Origin of the sequence: Paenibacillus sp. 37, assembly GCF_008386395.1 — a bacterium.
GTDB lineage: Bacteria > Bacillota > Bacilli > Paenibacillales > Paenibacillaceae > Paenibacillus > Paenibacillus amylolyticus_B.
On the sequence record NZ_CP043761.1, the window covers coordinates 1144483 to 1161105 of the forward strand.

General features: G+C 42.6%; 17 protein-coding genes and 1 pseudogene. 12 read left to right on the plus strand and 6 right to left on the minus strand.

Features of this window, described 5'->3' with window-relative positions; all coding sequences use genetic code 11:
• The first annotated feature begins 47 nt into the window (after positions 1-47).
• From F0220_RS05060 to F0220_RS05080, 5 genes and pseudogenes are all read left to right on the plus strand, one after another.
• Positions 48-332, plus strand: coding sequence for a DUF4183 domain-containing protein (locus F0220_RS05060; protein WP_091015856.1), 285 nt, complete (start codon positions 48-50; stop codon positions 330-332).
• A 254-nt stretch (positions 333-586) separates the two neighbouring features.
• On the plus strand, positions 587-1840 hold the full coding sequence (locus F0220_RS05065; protein WP_188310516.1) for a WXG100 family type VII secretion target: 1254 nt from the start codon (positions 587-589) through the stop codon (positions 1838-1840).
• A gap of 18 nt (positions 1841-1858) precedes the next feature.
• On the plus strand, positions 1859-2338 hold the full coding sequence (locus tag F0220_RS05070; protein WP_149846301.1) for a hypothetical protein: 480 nt from the start codon (positions 1859-1861) through the stop codon (positions 2336-2338).
• A gap of 213 nt (positions 2339-2551) precedes the next feature.
• Positions 2552-4981 (plus strand): annotated as a pseudogene (locus F0220_RS05075) (DEAD/DEAH box helicase family protein); the annotation flags it as partial.
• Between the two features lie 53 nt (positions 4982-5034).
• Positions 5035-5427, plus strand: a complete 393-nt coding sequence (locus F0220_RS05080; protein ID WP_149846302.1) for a hypothetical protein — start codon at positions 5035-5037, stop codon at positions 5425-5427.
• A 327-nt stretch (positions 5428-5754) separates the two neighbouring features.
• On the opposite strand, the gene F0220_RS05085 is transcribed toward F0220_RS05080, so the two are convergent.
• Complete coding sequence (locus F0220_RS05085) at positions 5755-6108, minus strand: helix-turn-helix domain-containing protein (protein WP_149846303.1); 354 nt, start codon at positions 6106-6108, stop codon at positions 5755-5757.
• A gap of 141 nt (positions 6109-6249) precedes the next feature.
• Here F0220_RS05085 and F0220_RS05090 point away from each other — a divergent pair, with 141 nt between their 5' ends.
• The 3 genes from F0220_RS05090 (at position 6250) to F0220_RS05100 (ending at position 8701) form a co-directional block, all read left to right on the plus strand.
• Positions 6250-6765 carry a HEPN domain-containing protein gene (locus F0220_RS05090; RefSeq protein WP_188310517.1) on the plus strand — a complete coding sequence of 172 codons (516 nt, stop codon included), beginning with the start codon at positions 6250-6252 and terminating at the stop codon, positions 6763-6765.
• Between the two features lie 496 nt (positions 6766-7261).
• Positions 7262-8377, plus strand: coding sequence for a WXG100 family type VII secretion target (locus tag F0220_RS05095; RefSeq protein WP_149846305.1), 1116 nt, complete (start codon positions 7262-7264; stop codon positions 8375-8377).
• Between the two features lie 12 nt (positions 8378-8389).
• Positions 8390-8701, plus strand: coding sequence for a hypothetical protein (locus F0220_RS05100; RefSeq protein WP_149846306.1), 312 nt, complete (start codon positions 8390-8392; stop codon positions 8699-8701).
• A gap of 240 nt (positions 8702-8941) precedes the next feature.
• Here F0220_RS05100 and F0220_RS05105 read toward each other — a convergent pair whose 3' ends face one another.
• The 3 genes from F0220_RS05105 to F0220_RS05115 are packed head-to-tail and all read right to left on the minus strand — an operon-like array spanning position 8942 to position 11929.
• Positions 8942-9712 carry a MerR family transcriptional regulator gene (locus F0220_RS05105; protein WP_149846307.1) on the minus strand — a complete coding sequence of 257 codons (771 nt, stop codon included), beginning with the start codon at positions 9710-9712 and terminating at the stop codon, positions 8942-8944.
• A complete protein-coding gene (locus F0220_RS05110) occupies positions 9687-10613 on the minus strand; it encodes a DUF2268 domain-containing putative Zn-dependent protease (protein ID WP_149846308.1) in 927 nt (308 codons plus the stop codon). The genes F0220_RS05105 and F0220_RS05110 overlap by 26 nt, the downstream gene beginning before the upstream one ends.
• A gap of 59 nt (positions 10614-10672) precedes the next feature.
• Entirely contained in the window at positions 10673-11929 is a 1257-nt protein-coding gene (locus F0220_RS05115; RefSeq protein ID WP_188310518.1) for an MFS transporter, read from the minus strand.
• A gap of 276 nt (positions 11930-12205) precedes the next feature.
• Between F0220_RS05115 and F0220_RS05120 the strand changes: the two genes are divergently transcribed.
• The 3 genes from F0220_RS05120 (at position 12206) to F0220_RS33200 (ending at position 14168) form a co-directional block, all read left to right on the plus strand.
• Positions 12206-13495 carry a galactokinase gene (locus F0220_RS05120; RefSeq protein WP_105600977.1) on the plus strand — a complete coding sequence of 430 codons (1290 nt, stop codon included), beginning with the start codon at positions 12206-12208 and terminating at the stop codon, positions 13493-13495.
• A gap of 239 nt (positions 13496-13734) precedes the next feature.
• Positions 13735-14016: a hypothetical protein gene (locus F0220_RS05125; protein ID WP_105600975.1), complete on the plus strand. Its 282-nt coding sequence runs from the start codon at positions 13735-13737 to the stop codon at positions 14014-14016.
• Between the two features lie 23 nt (positions 14017-14039).
• Complete coding sequence (locus tag F0220_RS33200) at positions 14040-14168, plus strand: hypothetical protein (protein WP_258170244.1); 129 nt, start codon at positions 14040-14042, stop codon at positions 14166-14168.
• 339 nt (positions 14169-14507) lie between these two features.
• Here F0220_RS33200 and F0220_RS05130 read toward each other — a convergent pair whose 3' ends face one another.
• Both F0220_RS05130 and F0220_RS05135 read right to left on the minus strand, forming a co-directional pair.
• Entirely contained in the window at positions 14508-14834 is a 327-nt protein-coding gene (locus F0220_RS05130; RefSeq protein WP_091015831.1) for a hypothetical protein, read from the minus strand.
• Positions 14835-14856: 22 nt separating this feature from the next.
• Entirely contained in the window at positions 14857-15108 is a 252-nt protein-coding gene (locus F0220_RS05135) for a hypothetical protein (RefSeq protein ID WP_091015829.1), read from the minus strand.
• 263 nt (positions 15109-15371) lie between these two features.
• Between F0220_RS05135 and F0220_RS05140 the strand changes: the two genes are divergently transcribed.
• Complete coding sequence (locus tag F0220_RS05140; RefSeq protein ID WP_105600974.1) at positions 15372-16616, plus strand: lipase family protein; 1245 nt, start codon at positions 15372-15374, stop codon at positions 16614-16616.
• The last annotated feature ends 7 nt before the right edge of the window (positions 16617-16623 follow it).

A 16623-nucleotide genomic window follows, 5' to 3' on the forward strand; every position in this document is an offset into this window, starting at 1 on the left:
ACTCCCAAACCTACCACATATACTATGTTAGGTAGGAGGTGAGAAACATGCCACTTGTGACACCCTTTCAGAACAGTTTGAGATTTGCTGCAACCATTGGTGATGGAACCGGGACTGGAGCAACGTTTGCGATTGCTGCGACAGCTTTTACAAATGACGCGGGTGTAGCTGCAACGGCATTTCCAGGCACGTTCAACTATTACAATCTTTATATTAATGGCCTTATGCAAACAGCAGATACATCCTCGGCTACCACGACTACAATTACAATTCCCGGTGGAGATGCATTAAATGCAGGGACTCCAATTGTCGTACAATTTGTAGTGTCTTAATGACGATGTAATCATGCTGTAACGTTATCTTGTGCGACTTCTATCTGAGATAGAAGTCGTTCTTTTTGTACAAGACTCTCGTCGACATAACAGTATTCATTCATGCATTAATGTGCAAAAATGGTTACCCAAGGATGTTGCCCAACTACCGGATAACCTCTGAGGAAATGATCCTTCCGTTTGATTCCAATCCTCACTCTCACTTGTTAAAATTTAGGTACATAAACTATGGTCAGGTTGGCGGTGAAGATAGAATGCAACGTATTCAGGTACATCCCGATGTGTTGGACGAGAAGGCTCGATTGGTCCAGCAGAAGAAACAGGAACTGGAGCGAATGGTCTGGGAACTGGAGAAATCCATCTATATGTTGCAATCCGATTGGTCGGGTGTGACCGGAGAGCGTTTCTTCTGGGATTTTATGCAGGCAAAAGAAGTGTTCCCAACTACACTCGGACTGTTGGACAAGATCCAGAATGAGTTTACGTTTATCGCAAAGAACTTCAGAACAACGGACGGCTCGGGCGAGGTGGCGTTGTACATCCCAGAAGAGCTGAAGCGCAATTTCGCTGTAGGGCTACTTGATAAATCCATAGGAGAAACAATAACGGGAATGGGGCAGACAGCAGAAGCTTTCTTCTCTAACCCGTTTAGTACAATAGGCAGTGTGGCATATGCCATGACCGTCGGTAAAGCTGTAGACGTTGGGCGTGGTATTCAATTTGCATGGGATGCTGCCTGGGGCACGGGAACGGCGAGGTCGGATATAGAGCAATTCGTAGAAGACCAGAAGAAGCAAATTGATGAGAATGGAGCAGGATATTACGGTGGAGCGATGACAGGTCAGGCTCTGGCGTATGTATTGTTTGGGAAAGCTTTTCGTTCGATGGATGACAAGCATACCGATCTGGGTGGGTCGGGGGGAGGTAAGAAGGAGCACGGGGAGAATGGCTCACATAATAAAGAATTTACGTTTATTACAGACCCCGGAGAAATGAAGAAATATATTACGCCTCCTAAAGATGGATTTCAGGCGTATCTTGAAAGAAATTATATTGAAATTAGAACAAAAGGAATTGAAGATGTACCTATTGTTGCTAAAAATACAGGACTGACAGAAGAACAAGTTACTAACATGAAAAGACATCTATTCTTGAGCACTTATAATTTGTCCATAGAAGGTAAACCGTATAAAGAAAACTACTTTCAAGCCGACGGGGATATAGCATATGCTTGGAAGAAAGCTCAAAACGGTGATCTTAATGAAGCTGAGAAGGATTGGTTTAAAACATTAGCGAATCATGAATTAAGAGAAAAAGAGTTAATGAGTGAAGGAATGCCCCTGAGGGATCGGTCGACTTGGAGCGCGGAATTAGAGACATTTAAAATAGATACAGAGAAAAATGCTCATGATAAAGCTGCTGTAACAGCTCCCAATCCCCCGCCTTTTCCAGGTTACGATCCTAGTAAGGATTTTGGTAAGTACTACGATGATAAGATTGATTACTAAATGTTGAGGTGAAACAGAATGTCATTGAAAAATGCAGTATCCAAACTAAATAATATAAATTGGGCCTTAGTAGGTACTGTTATCTCTGAGGAGGATACTAAACTCGGATATGAATTTCTCAGAAGAATGGCTCAATTTTATAAAGCGGAGCAGCTGAAGCCTATGCCACCTGCATTTACAAATGTGGCGAAACTGCTAGGAGATCAAGAAGAGGAATTAGATATTTCAGCTTATTGTAGTTCGGAGGCTGTTGCGTATTTGAATCAAAACTCATATGTGAAAAGAATATTTGAATATTATCTACAGTTGGCGAAGTACGCAGAGAATACTCCGAGCATCAGCCAGTATCTAGACATATATGAACCGTTAATTATACTTTTTGAACGGGGGGGCTCTTTTACCATCAAACCACTCTCTCTAGAAATTACACAAGTCTCACATTTTCCATTAAACAATTGGTATGAAAAATTTGTTGAGAAAGATCCGATTGATATTTAATAATCTGTAGATCATTAGGTTAATATTTCGCATAATCGTATTCATAGAAAAGCACTTCTACCAAACCAAAAGTAGAGGTGCTTTTTCCTATGAAATCAAACAACTAATGAAATCTTCCACAGATTGGTCGATAATATAGAAGAAACAATTTTTAGCTCATCATATACATAGAGAACGATCCACAACCATCCTACACCCACACGAGGTACATTCATGAAACAAGGCATATATGAACAGCTTATTAACACCATCACCAGGCAGGAGATTTCGGCGCTGGACCCGGATGTGTATAACATTGGGACTGAGAAGTTGGATGCAGAGGAAGCGCGCAAGCTGCTGTCCACGTATTTGGCAGCGGTGACGCGGCGAGCGCTCAAGATTGTGCGGGAACAGACGGAAGATAAGATGGCAGTGTTGGCACAAATTCGAGCGTGTAATGAGATTATTGCTACACTGAAAGGCACACTAGGGGAAGAAGAGTACAACGAATTGCAACTGGATGAGCAGGGGGAAGTATTGACCCATGTGTATTCCAAGTTGAACAGCATTCGTGCGGTCCGAGATACCAGAATCGTTCGTCCAGATACGCCTATCAGCCAAAGCTCTTTATTCACAGGTGCAAAGTCCGAACCGAGTATGTTATTGGAGTTGCAAAAGGAGATCGTGACCGCCGATCGGATCGATTGGCTAGTTTCATTTATCAAATTCAGCGGGCTTCGCCTGCTGCTGGAACAGCTTCAACAATTCACAGCGGGCGGTGGGAAATTACGGATCATCACGACCACCTATATGGAAGCAACCGACCTCAAGGCTATAACTGAACTTAGCAAATTACCTAACACCGAAATCCAGATTTCGTATGATACCAAAGTGACACGGCTGCACGCCAAAACGTACATTTTCCACCGTGATACTGGATTCACCACCGCTTATGTCGGCTCTTCTAACCTGTCCAACCCGGCGCTGACCAGTGGTATGGAGTGGAACCTCAAGGTGACGGAGAAGGATTCACTCGACGTGCTGCGCAAGATTGAAGCGACCTTCGAGAGTTATTGGAATGACCGAGAATTTACGCGGTATGTGGCTGAGGATGAAGGCCATGAGGCACAGTTGAAGGCGGCTCTGAATCGTAAAAAAGATCAATCCAACCACTTCCACCTCGACATCCAGCCTTACGATTATCAGAAAGAAGTGCTGGAGCAGCTGCACGCCGAGCGTACGCTGTACGGACGAAACCGCAACCTGATCGTCGCCGCCACAGGCGTAGGCAAAACGGTCATCTCTGCCTTTGACTACAAGCGATTCCGGGCAAGCCATGCTGGAGCCAAGCTACTTTTTGTCGCCCATCGGGAAGAAATCTTGAAGCAAAGCCGGGACACGTTCCGGTATATCCTGAAGGATATGAACTTTGGCGAGCTGCATGTCGGGAATCATCGAGCAGAGGCGTTGGACCACTTGTTTGTTAGCATTCAGAGTCTTAACGCCATGAAGCTGACGGAGATCATCAGCCCTGATTATTACGATTACATCATTGTGGATGAATTTCACCATGCCGCTGCACCTTCATACCAGAAGCTATTGTCCCATTACGAACCGCAGATTCTACTCGGACTCACTGCTACGCCTGAACGGATGGATGGCAGAGACATTACCGCCTACTTCGATCATACGATTGCCGCCGAGATCCGTCTAACCGATGCCATTGACCGGAAGCTACTGAGTCCTTTTCAATATTTTGGCGTCACCGATACTATCGATCTATCTCAGGTGAAGTGGTCGCGTAAAGGCTACGATCTGAACGAACTGGAGAAGCTCTATACCCATAACAAAATCCGTGCCAACCAGATCATCCAAAGTCTGAACAAATACGTAACCGATCTGGACGATGTGAAGGGGCTTGGGTTCTGCGTAGGGGTGGATCATGCGATGTATATGGCAAAAATATTTAACGAAGCCGGCATTCCATCCATAGCCCTGCATGGCGGGTCGAGCGAACAGGAGCGTCATTCTGCGAAAGGGCAGCTGGTGAACGGGGAACTGCGCATGATCTTCGTCGTGGACTTGTACAATGAGGGCGTGGATATTCCGGAAGTGAACACCATTCTGTTCCTGCGTCCTACCGAGAGTCTGACCGTATTCCTGCAACAGTTGGGACGTGGACTACGGATGGCCGATGGCAAAGAGTGCCTGACCGTGCTCGACTTCATCGGACAAGCGCATCAGGAGTACAGGTTCCAGGATAAATTCCGCGCCCTGATCGGCGCTACTAAACATTCCATCTCGCACTACATCGAGAACGGCTTTTCAAATCTACCTCGCGGCACGTTCATTCAATTGGAAAAACAAGCGAAGGAATACGTCATGCGCAACCTCAAGCAGATGAGTCGTAATCGCAGAGCGTTGATCCAGAAGCTGCAAACGTTCCAGCAAGACACCGGACTGCCGCTGACCTTGGCTCATTTTGTAGAGCATCACGGGATGACACTAGTTGAATTGTATGGTGGACGTACGGGGAAAAGGTATTTCCGAGGGATGTTGGCCGAAGCCGGACTGACAGAGCCAATCGAGAGTGAGAAGGATGAGTACATCCGCAGACTGCCGTCTGTGCTGACGATCAACTCCCGAAGCTGGCTGACGTTCCTGACGTTCCTCTAATTAAGTCTGGTGATTTAATGTTTTTTAAGAGATTCAATTTATTGCCTAAATTAGTTATTAATGAAGCAAGAGTTAATACCACTGATATTTCATATAATATAAGACTTTTCAAAGCATTTAACGCTCAATCGGTAGCTTTTTGTTTTTACAATTCTCTTACAATTACTTTATGTGAATATAATGGTCGTTTTTATGGGGGAGGGGTAGGAGAACTTGTACCAAGTGAATTTAAATCTCTATCTCTTCCATATATGAAAATAGATAAACGAAAAGTTAAGAAATTAGATAGAATGATAAGAAACAATAGTTCTATAAGAGAGATTATATCTTACGTTGATAGCGTTGTTCTTAAAGAACTATCCTTAAATGAAATTGAAATGTTAGAGAGAATAAGAAGTAAATTTTTGATGAGACGTCTAAAACAGTACTCCTAGCAGAGATTACTATAAAAATAAATGATCACTTTTGATGTGAAATTAAGAGGACTGATCCAACAATTCTTAACGTTTATATCCAACCTTATAAGAACTTTGCTTTAAGAAGGTCAGAAAATAAAGTTTTAATACGCGAAACGAGCCTAGGAAAATCGAAGGCTCGTTTCGCGTATTAAAAGAAAGCGAATTCCTGCCCTCAAAATTTTTCGAGAAATTAAATGCTTCTCCGTGCCGAATAAAGCAGTGAGTAACTATACTATCTCAAAACCTTCAAAGTATTAGGACATTAAGATTATCAAATTGACGAAATACTATAAGTGTTGAAAGCTACAAATTTTTAGAGTTAGTAATTTCAGTTATGATACTTTTAATCATTTTTAACTCTCTTTTATTCGATGCTCTAAGGAGACATATGATTTCTTGTATTTGTTGTTCTGCTCCTGAAATAGTAATTTCATCGTCAACATAAGCAAATAATTGAATCAAATTAACATCCAGTGACTCAGCGATCTTTGACAGATTCACCAAAGAAACGTTCTTTTCACCACGTTCAATCTGTCCTATGTATGAAAAATGAAATCCACCTTTTTCTCCGAGGGATTCCTGTGAATACCCTCTTTCTTTGCGTAGTGCGCGAATTCTGGCTCCGACCAGCTTCAAAACTTCTCTGTCCTCGTTCATGGTATTCACCTCTCTATGTTCAAAAGTGTAGACAAGTTTCCTCAAGGTAAACACCAAACGAAGAATACAAATAATTTATTTGATTACTATATGTATCATTTTATTGTATAATACTGGTATTAACTCTTTGGAGGGATGACAATGGCAAGAAATTGGTCCATAACCGAAGTACATTGTAATCACCAAGTAGATTTTACCCCACGTTTGCAAGACCATGATATCTCGACACAACCTAGGTCCAAACATACTCCTGCTTACCATATGCTACGTACCACAATAATGGCCTATCACCAACATGCTAAATATCATCTCAAAATTGCCGCCATCATGCGTAATCACAATCAGTTTAAAGCCTGCCTGATTCTATGTGATTGGGCTCTAGCCTCCATGATTAAGGCGCTTTATATCCATAAGTATCATTCAGTACATCCACCCAAGGAACTCACCATGAACGAAATCTTGCCTTTAGTGCATACGGACACTGAACCCGGATTGGATATCGCTTTGTTCAGCGGCACGATACAACATATTTCTTCCCTAGCAGATTACCCGAACGACCAGCCAATAGAACTGGACAACATCGAAAAGCTTCTTCAACGAACAGAAGAGATATTGGATGAGTTAGCCACTCGAATGAAGGATGATTCATCAGAGTAAGATGTTTTTTATTGATCATTTAGGTTAAATGTTTGATTTATCTGTGTTAGTAGGTGTACATTTTGAAAAGAGTAATTGCTATCGCGTTTTTCATATTATCTATATTGGAATTGGTTACTCTAATCCTAATTGGTAAAAGCATGATGATTGGGTATATGGAACCGAGTACGTTTAGCGGAATAATTTCATTCCCACTAGGCGCTACGTACCTCTCGATCTGGATGCTCTTTTCACGGCAAGAGTTTACCGGAGGACGAGTCGCGGCACAGATCAGTTTTACAGCGGCATTGTTGACGGGGTGCCCGTTGGTGTGTTTATGGATTGTTTTCTATTAAATCAAGAGATTAAGAAGATTTCCTTTGAGTTAGGACATATGAAGTACGTTGTTGGAAATATTGTTATGGTGAGAAAGGAAAAATCAGGATGTTAGAAGGATGTATATACACCAAGCTTCTGCTAACATGGTAAAATCCTAATTTTAACGGCGGAGAATGATATGAGTACAATTAAAGTAACACCAGAGCGGCTGCTGCATGTATCCAGACAGATCGAGCAGGGTAGGCAGCAGTTGGAGGGTATACGTAATGACCTGACCGCACGGATCGGATTCATCCAGTCTCAGTGGGCGGGAGCAACGCAAGAACGATTTTTCTATGATTTTCAGCAGTCACGTTCAGTACTTGATCGAGCACTGGAAAGTATGGTTAAGTCATCCCAAGATCTGTTCGCGATTGCCGAGAGATTCGAACAAGCAGATCAGGAACAGGTGAGCTTGGGAGCCGTTGCTGGGCAGATTGCTGCCCACACAATGATGAATCATAATATAGGTAACACAGAAGAACAAAGACGAATGGTATATAATCCTTTGTTTGGAGTTAACATGCCCGCAAGTGAAGCGGAGGATGGTATGCCAGGGCAAAAGGAGTTTGTTAAGTACTGGGAACAGGGTGGCACCTATGAAGAAATGAGAGCTGGACCGAAGCAAACGGAGTCTAGTGGTGGGGATATATATGATGAACAGATCAGCGCATTTAAGGAAGGTCATCATCCCGTAACTGGAGAATCCATACCGGCTTGGCAAGCAGCAGTTTCTATAGGAAGTTTACAGACTGCTAAGCTCGTATTGGCTTTTACTGGAATGTATAATAGAGGGTATAAGGTTCCGAAAGAAGGATTAGGATTCCCAAAAGGTATGATTGGTGGAAGAATTACAGTAAGTAATGAAAGAATTCACCATGCTTCACTTGGAGATTTTAATTCTAAAAATAGATTAATCAATGGTGGTCACGGTCAAGATAATATTAATTACCTACTTAAAAATAAGATCCCATTTAACATTACTAAAGAATATGAGAATGGTGTACGGGTTGGTAATATACCTAATCACAAAAATAAAGCAAAGCGAAGTGGAGAGGGCCAAGCATGGTTCCCTAAGGAGTGGACATCGGAAGATATCAAAAAGTCAGGTGAGCATGTAGCAAATCTGCCTGAGAATAGAGTTAAGGGTGACGGTGAATGGATGTTTGGAAACTATAATAACGTTAGAGTAGGCGTAATCAAGAACGATGGACAGATCGGAACGATTACTCCAGATAACTCAAGACAACCGTGAGGAGAGCAAACCATGGTAGACTACAGTGAAAAAGTTATCTCATTAGTAAAGAAGAGAAAAGATCTACACCCCGACGATCCTGCTATTCAAACGATATGGAATGAGATGGTAGACATTCTAAAAGAGAATGAACAGAGTGCCATATCATTTCTAAATCAATGTGGAGAAAAAGATTTATATTGGCTGAGTGAGATATTTGAAGATCTATCTTCTGAATTTCAAAGTCGAGCATTTATAGATTGTCTTCTTCAATTACAAAAGAAGTATCCTGATCTGGATATGGAGCAGGATATAGAATATGCGATTCAATCCATTGAGGATTAATAAAAAAATAAGCCTATTTCAACTCCTATACGGAGTAGTCATGGGCTATTTTTATCTCCTCAATCCATCCCAACTACTTTACAAAATCCACCCATTCCTTCTCATAGCAAATGGTATACTGGCAAAAAGAGAGATTCTGGCGCATAGCCTGAAGGCCCTCACTGCGGAAAGGATGTTATACCACATGTCTACATACAACAAATTGTGGCGAAGTATGGGCACTTCTTTTCACCCGAAAGCTTATCTGTTCGATGCCGATTGTATAAGAACCATAATCGCTTGATGCAAAAACCTCAAAAAATCCTCATCGCCAAACTGATCAAAATAACCCGCATAGCGGCGATCCGTCATATAGGCTTCTGCAATACATCTCAGAATCTCAGCATCACAGACCATAAATTGCTCCAGACAATTCTTCCATTCTCCCACTAACTTTTGTACCTCACCAGAATCAGGGGACAGATCCTGATGCTTCGCCAACTCCCGAAATACCTGCTCCATATTAACCGAAAACTGCTGGTAGGCTTTTTCTTGCTCTTCCGCAGACAGCTCGCTCACATTTGCTTCGAATTCCTGATATTTCTCGGTATCTCCGTAGATGAACTTTGCCTCAGATTCATATTGCTCTTGAATGGACAGGATGGAAGAGCCGTCAAACAGATGAAGGTGAGAGATATCCTTCCCATCCACATACTCGTCCAACTGGTCGATGATGGTTTCGAGTTTTTGTTTGCGTTGAACGAGTGTACTGCGGTGCTCTCTTAAGATCTCTTTTTGTTCACCTTTCGAAAGCTGCATCATGGCTGCAATTTCTGTTAAGGAGAAATTCATTTCTTTGAACAACAGAATCATTTGCAGATTCCCGAGTGCCTCTTGATCGTAATACCGATAGCCATTGTCCTCGACTTTGCTCGGTTTTAGGAGATCCGTTTTATCGTAATAATGTAATGCTCGTTTGGTGATGCCTGTGATCTGAATAATATCTTTAACGGTGAAATAGGGTGTCTTCATTCCAAAAGTCCTTTGTTTCAGCAAGGATGACACTTGCCGGAGTGATGGTTGCTTCGGTAATCGGTGTACCTGTTTTGTTCAGATAATATTGGATTAAGTGATAACCGCAGGCATAACCAGCCGCATAGGGCATACCTACGGGCGTGAAATTTTGCAGTGTGGCAAGTTCATCGCCGTATAGATACGGATTAATTTGATCAAAACCTGTGACATGCAGCTGGTCTTTCATCTTCGGTTTGATTACGTTGTTCAAAGTCTCCATATCCGTTTTGGCTACCCAGGGGCCTAGCAACTCTTCTCCATACAGGGATGTCGCAAAGCTCTCAGCCAGCCCCTCGCTAACAACCATCTCGCCAAGCGTAATCTGTGGATTCCACTGGATATATTGGTACCTCACATTATGATTGCATTCATGGGCTAACACGGATTGCATACGAGGTAGAGTATATCTATTTGGAATCAGGTTCGCAATAATGTAACCGGGGATTCCACCGTCTCCGCTGATACCTTCGTTCATGGTCAGTGAAGGGCTATTCTTATCACCCAATAAAATGGTATATAGATATTCGGAGACCGATAGCTCAATCCCGTGCTCTATAAAGGTGGATAGACTCGTATGAACAGCTTCATGACACTGTTGCCAAAATGCTTCAGACGAGATCGCTGCTAACGATTCGTTAATCTCAGGTGTGATATCTGCGGGAGCGATATTCATAAAGTTATTCATCATGATCACATCGAAGCCATTAGGCTCATGAGAACGAAACGGGATCTGTTGAATGTTCCATTTGTTCATAAAAGGACCCATCATACGCTCGCGGTATAACTCCAATTTCTCATCGGGTGCAGCCTGGATGATCTCTTCATAGATTAGATCTGAACGTAACGCGGTAATCTTCATACCTGATCTCTCCTTTTTATTCGCTTGAGATCATTATCAAGTATGACCTAACGTAACAGTCAAGCGTTGATGTTGCGCTGCTGGCTCTCTGCATGATTCTTCATCTTCATCGTGAATACTAGCGCAGACAGGATATAGATTAGGCTTAACAAGAGATAAGGGAGTTGCAACGAGAATACGCGATCGAACGTCGTTTCACTAACCCGCACCAATAATCCGCCGAGAAGCGTACCGATGGCACTAATGCCAAAGGACAGAAAGCGAAACACACTTCCGACCCGGCCTAGCATCTCATTAGGAACGGAACGTTGCAGGATGGAGGAGCGGGTAACATTGTAGACAATAATGAAAAATGCAGCACAGAAGTACAGACCACCTACCATATATGCATTTGTGGTTAGACCCACGACACCGTAGATGATTCCCATGCACAGAATGGAGGAGATAATTAATTGTTTTGTACTCCATTTCTTGCGCATATATGCAACAGCCTGGCTTCCCACAATGCTGCCGATGGTTGCGATGGAGATGAGCATACCGAATGCAAAAGCATCCAACTGAAGCACATCTCGTACAAAGAAGATCTGAGTAGCCAGGATGATCGAATACATCAGCGTAATGGTGACGGACAGAATGGCTAGACCACGCAGAAAACGATCATGATAGACATATTGAATACCGGACCACATCTCGCGTTTCCAATTCTTCATTGGGCGAACTTCCTTCTTGGTTGTTTCGGTATCCCCCGGGAAGAAGTTTCCCTTCAAACTGATCAAAAAGAGCAGAGCAATAACAGCTGTTACAGCGTCTATGGCAAAAGGAAACACAATATGCAGGGTGATGATGAACCCTCCCAGAGCAACGCCCAGAATATCACTTGTAATTAACTGTCCTGCGGTGAACTGCCCATTCGCTTTCTCCAACTTACTTTCATCTACAAGTTGTGGGATGACCGTATGCACCGTACTGTCGAATACGACCCGGCTAAGGCCGATCCCGAACATGAACAGAGCCAGAATCGGAATGCTCACCCATCCTCCCCAGATACATAACGTCAGAGCAAGCAGAAGAATCATTCGTGTAAAACCAGCCCCAATCAGCATATGTTTGCGTGAGTAACGGTCGATGAGAACACCCACGGGCAGACTGAAGAGAAGCCATGGTAAACGAAGTGCCGTCATGGTGACAGAGGCATACAGCGTATCGCTTGTAAGTGTGGATATGAGCCAAGGAACCGCAGCAAGCGTGAGTCCATCACCCAAAAATGTCAGCGAAAATGCACCGAATAACTTGGTATAGTTCGACTTGATTTTCATCGTTCCCTCCACGAATAAGATGAATAGCATAGCTACAATAAGAATGGGAAATAATGTGTTTTCACTTAATAACAATGTAAGTTATTGCAAAATGGATTTCAATCCTATTTTTACAATAAATAACTTCACAAAACGCTTACAAACTTTCAATTCTACCCTACCTTTTCCGCTGTGAAGCTGAGATAATGGGAGAGGAATAAGGCATGAAACAGATGCGACAACGATGTTCACCAACAGCCCAAAAATAAAAGCTGCACATCCATAGGAGGATTATTAATGACGACACAACCATTGAATCTGATCCAATCCACGGAGGGCCAATCGTTACTAGCCCAGATGTATGGAGAATCACAAGTAGCGGAACAGACTGCACGTTACACGAAGTTGAACGCCACGTTCGAAGAGTACTTTGGCGCACAAGAAGGAAGCAAGTTGTTCAGCGCATCAGGACGCAGCGAGATTGGCGGCAATCACACAGATCATAACCATGGTAAAGTGCTGGCGGGCAGCATTACGCTGGATACGATTGCACTGGCAGCACCAACTGCGGAGTCGGTTATTACCTTTTACTCAGAAGGCTATGACAAGAAGTATGTAATCGATCTCACGGACCTCACGCCAAATACGGAAGACGATGGCACAACAGCATTGATTCGCGGTATGGCTGCGGGATTTGGGGAATTCGGATATAAGGTAGGCGGCTTCCAGGCGTACCTGTCAAGTAACGTGTTCTCGGCATCTGGGGTGAGTTCTTCGGCGTCATTCGAGATGTTGATCTGTACGATTTTGAATCACTTCTATAATGATGGAACACTGGATGTTGTGACCTTGGCCAAAATCGGTCAGTATGCGGAGAACCATTATTGGAATAAACCTTCCGGTCTGCTGGATCAGATGGCTTGTGCGTACGGCGGACTGATTGCCATTGATTTTGAAAATCCTGCACAGCCGGTTATCGAGCCAGTTCAGTGGGATTTCCAACAGAATGGTTACTCATTGGTCATTGTGAATACAGGTGGCAACCACGCCGATCTGACGGAAGATTACGCGGCTGTGCCCAATGAGATGAGAGCGGTTGCTCAGGCGCTGGGCAGTGAGTATGTTCGGGAAATTACGGCAGACGCAATCTACGCCAATCTCAAGAAGGTTCGTGAAGCGGCTGGGGATCGTGCCGTGCTGCGCGCGCTTCATTTCCTGGAGGAAAATAATCGTGTCGATGGTGAGGTTCAGGCGTTGCGAGATGGACGTTTTGCTGATTTCCTGAAACTGATTACCGCATCCGGTAACTCGTCATGGAAGTGGCTGCAGAATGTATATCAGAGTGGTGCTGTGAAGGAGCAAGAGATTGGCATCGCGCTGGCACTGACCGAGAATTATCTGCAAAACCTGGGTGACGGCGCTTGTCGTATTCATGGTGGTGGATTCGCAGGGGTTATCCTAACGATCCTTCCGAATGAAAAAGTGGAAGAGTATATGTCCTGGATGCATGACATGTTGGACACGCCAATTATTGTTGTTAATGTGCGTGCACAGGGTGCGGTGTGCCTGAATACGTTGATTGCCTGATGCTGGCTAAACAGTACTCAGATAAATAGTTATAGTTAAATTCAAGGAAGTCCGGGCCATGCCCGGGCTTTTTGGGTTATTCCATTTTTGAAAAGACTTCAAACTTTTAAGGTCAGTAATGTGTTATTTAAGTAGTGGTTTAGTTAGGTTGGTAGTGACTAGAATACAGGCGTATTGATGATGGTTCGATTAGGTGAGAGGTTGTATCTCAATAATGTTCTCATGGGAGGAAGGATCAGATGATTACACCTACAGTGGCTGGGCAGGAAGAGGCTCAATTATACGAGGAGTTACGGCGTGCGATCGAAGAATTCGAAGAGGGAGAGCAGCGGCAAATCATTCTCAATCGGATGATCAAACAGCTCAGGTTCGCCAATTGGCGCAAAGATCGAATGCGTAAGATCGATGCATACTGTCAAAGAATAAAGCCCGCGACACTTTGGATCATATTAGCTACAGGAGCACTTGCGCCGGTTTTGTTATTTAGTATGTTCATCTGGGTATCGTTGTGGGTGGAATGAAGCTGTAGAGAAGAGGGAAAAGTGTGAAGGAAAGATCGCTGACTGCGGTGGTGTACAGTGAATTACTGTGTCTGCTACTCGTAATCCAATCGATGAAACAGGAGGGCTTCGTATTTCACGTATCTGGTTCGAGTGAGGAGCTAGCATTATGAGTGTAGAGGGGGTGACGAGTGGAAAGATGTATATGGAGCGTCGCTGCCTGACAAAGTTATAAACCATTACTTTCACATATTTATGCAAATTGCTGAAATTATTCTGGTAACAACGTCCTATAACTAAAAATGTGTATGATTTAATGCCTGAAATTTATAAAGACTTTGTGCTCATTTCTTATATGTCGTATACACGATTAACAGAAGATGGACTATAATGATTCTACTTCTTTGGAAAAAAGAGGATGAGATTAGGCTATGAAATCCCTATTATTACATATGAAAGAGCCATGTATCTGTACAAGGCCCTATAGTTTTAAAAGTTAATATTTCTTATAACTACTTAAGAGGTTTGATGTCTTCGGGCACTGAGCCTGTTTTGACTTCATAAGTATCATAATCCACCATTGAGAATATTTCTTGGGTCTTATTTCCTTTTACATACCCTGTCAGTGACACCGTATGAGACAAGTCAGACGGAATGAACTTGTGGCCTGTAAACTCAACATCAATTCCATAGGTTTCTTTAAAATAAGTTAGGCTTGCGATCTCGGCTTTTTGTACAATTTCTTTTTGCTGGTTGAACATGCAACCGCAAAATACAGTGATACTTATACTAATCAATATTAATAGGGTTAGAGGTGTACGATATTTAATAATAAGCATATCTACTACTCCTTGTTGGAACTTACTTGATTTTTTGGTCAAGTAACTCTTTCGGTACAACGGCTGTTTGAACTTCAAACGTGTCATAATCAATGAGGATGGTGATTTCGGTTTCTTTATTATTTTTAACATGACCACTCAAACTGATATTGTGACTAAGATCTTTTGGCATAAATTTATGATCAGTGAATTCCACTTCAGTATTATAGTGATCAATAAAGTATTGATGACCCACTTGAGTTGCTTCTTCAATAATTTTGTCTTGATTCGGCATAGAATTACATCCTCCCAATATAAGGGCTAAGATTATAAGTAGAATAGATACAAATTGAATATTTTTAAAAATATTCTTCAACCTCCTATATATGTGAACTTAACACTTTATAAATATACTTTAACTTTTTAGTTCAGTAAACAGAGAGGAGTTTTTATGGATACCTATATAACTGATAAAACATATAAGGAAATTTCGGAACTGGCCTATCTTAATTTGAATGAAGGAGATTACCCTGATACATTGGATTCGGCTAATTGGAAGTGATTGAGCCAGATGGAGCAAGATTGCATAGAAGGTCTGGGTTCGACGCAGTTGTTTTAAAGAATGATCTTACAGATCAGATTGTCATCGGTTATCGAGGAACTGAACCAGAAGGGAAGTTGACAGATATATTCGCGGATTGGGAGACAGATGCTTTTGATGTCGTAGGAGGAAGAACGAGAAAGCTTGAAGATTCCATAACCGACCCAGAGCGTCATAATATCTTCAAAAATAGTCCATTCAAACTCATGATGGATAATTCAAGTTGGGAAAACAATCAGTTTCATCAAGCTGAAGAATTGTATGAGGCTGTACAGAAGGCTTATCCTGATTCAGATATTTCGCTAACAGGCCATTCTCTTGGCGGTGGTTTAGCTCAATATGTAGCTGCTCGTCATGATGTATCTGGTATGACGTATAGTGCTCCAAGTGTAATGAATCTGCTGGATGATATAAGTTTGGCTAAGGTGAATGAAGGTCACTTTGACAACAAAATGGTTAATGTGGTTCATCCGAGTGATTCTGTAGGAGCTGGCGGAGTAAGTGAATATGACAGGCACGTTGGACTTACGGTGTACAAGGGACAGGATTTTGATACCGCTAATGCAATGTATCAGAACTGGAAGTTTCAATTACAGTTAAAGGTCCCTTTTCAACCTCTCGGTGCAGGCTCCCCGATGTTGGTTCATGACGTTGGAATAGATGTAGATCTAGATAAGCTGTACATTGGAAATATCGTTAGATTATTGGATTCCTTCTCCAAGGACGAAGGCAAGGGGTACCACTCCATGAAGCAATATGAGTTTGATAAGGAGGGCAACTTAATTGGCCCGTTAATCGATCGGAGTACGGGAGAGACGCTTGATATTTCTCCAAGATGGACTGCACATCAGAAAGCAATGGCTGTGTTCTCTAATGTGATGTCTGGTGCAGTAGCTTCGTTTATATCTGGAGTAGGTAGTTCTGGTGGCGGTAAGATTCAATTAACACCGGAAGAATTAGCGCAGTCTGCTCGAGAAATGAGACTGAGTTTGAGCGGATTTTCCAACGATGCACAAGCTTCTATTCAGATGTTCCAGACCCATATAGCAACGAGCGAAAGTCAGTCTTTTACACCTATTGCTTATAATGCAACAGCTACTTTGCAACAAATTAACCGTTGGTACCAAGAATCCATAAGTGAGATTGCAGATTATATTGAACGAAAGAGAGAAGATTTCGTAATCGCCGATCAGCAAAAATAATAATGGA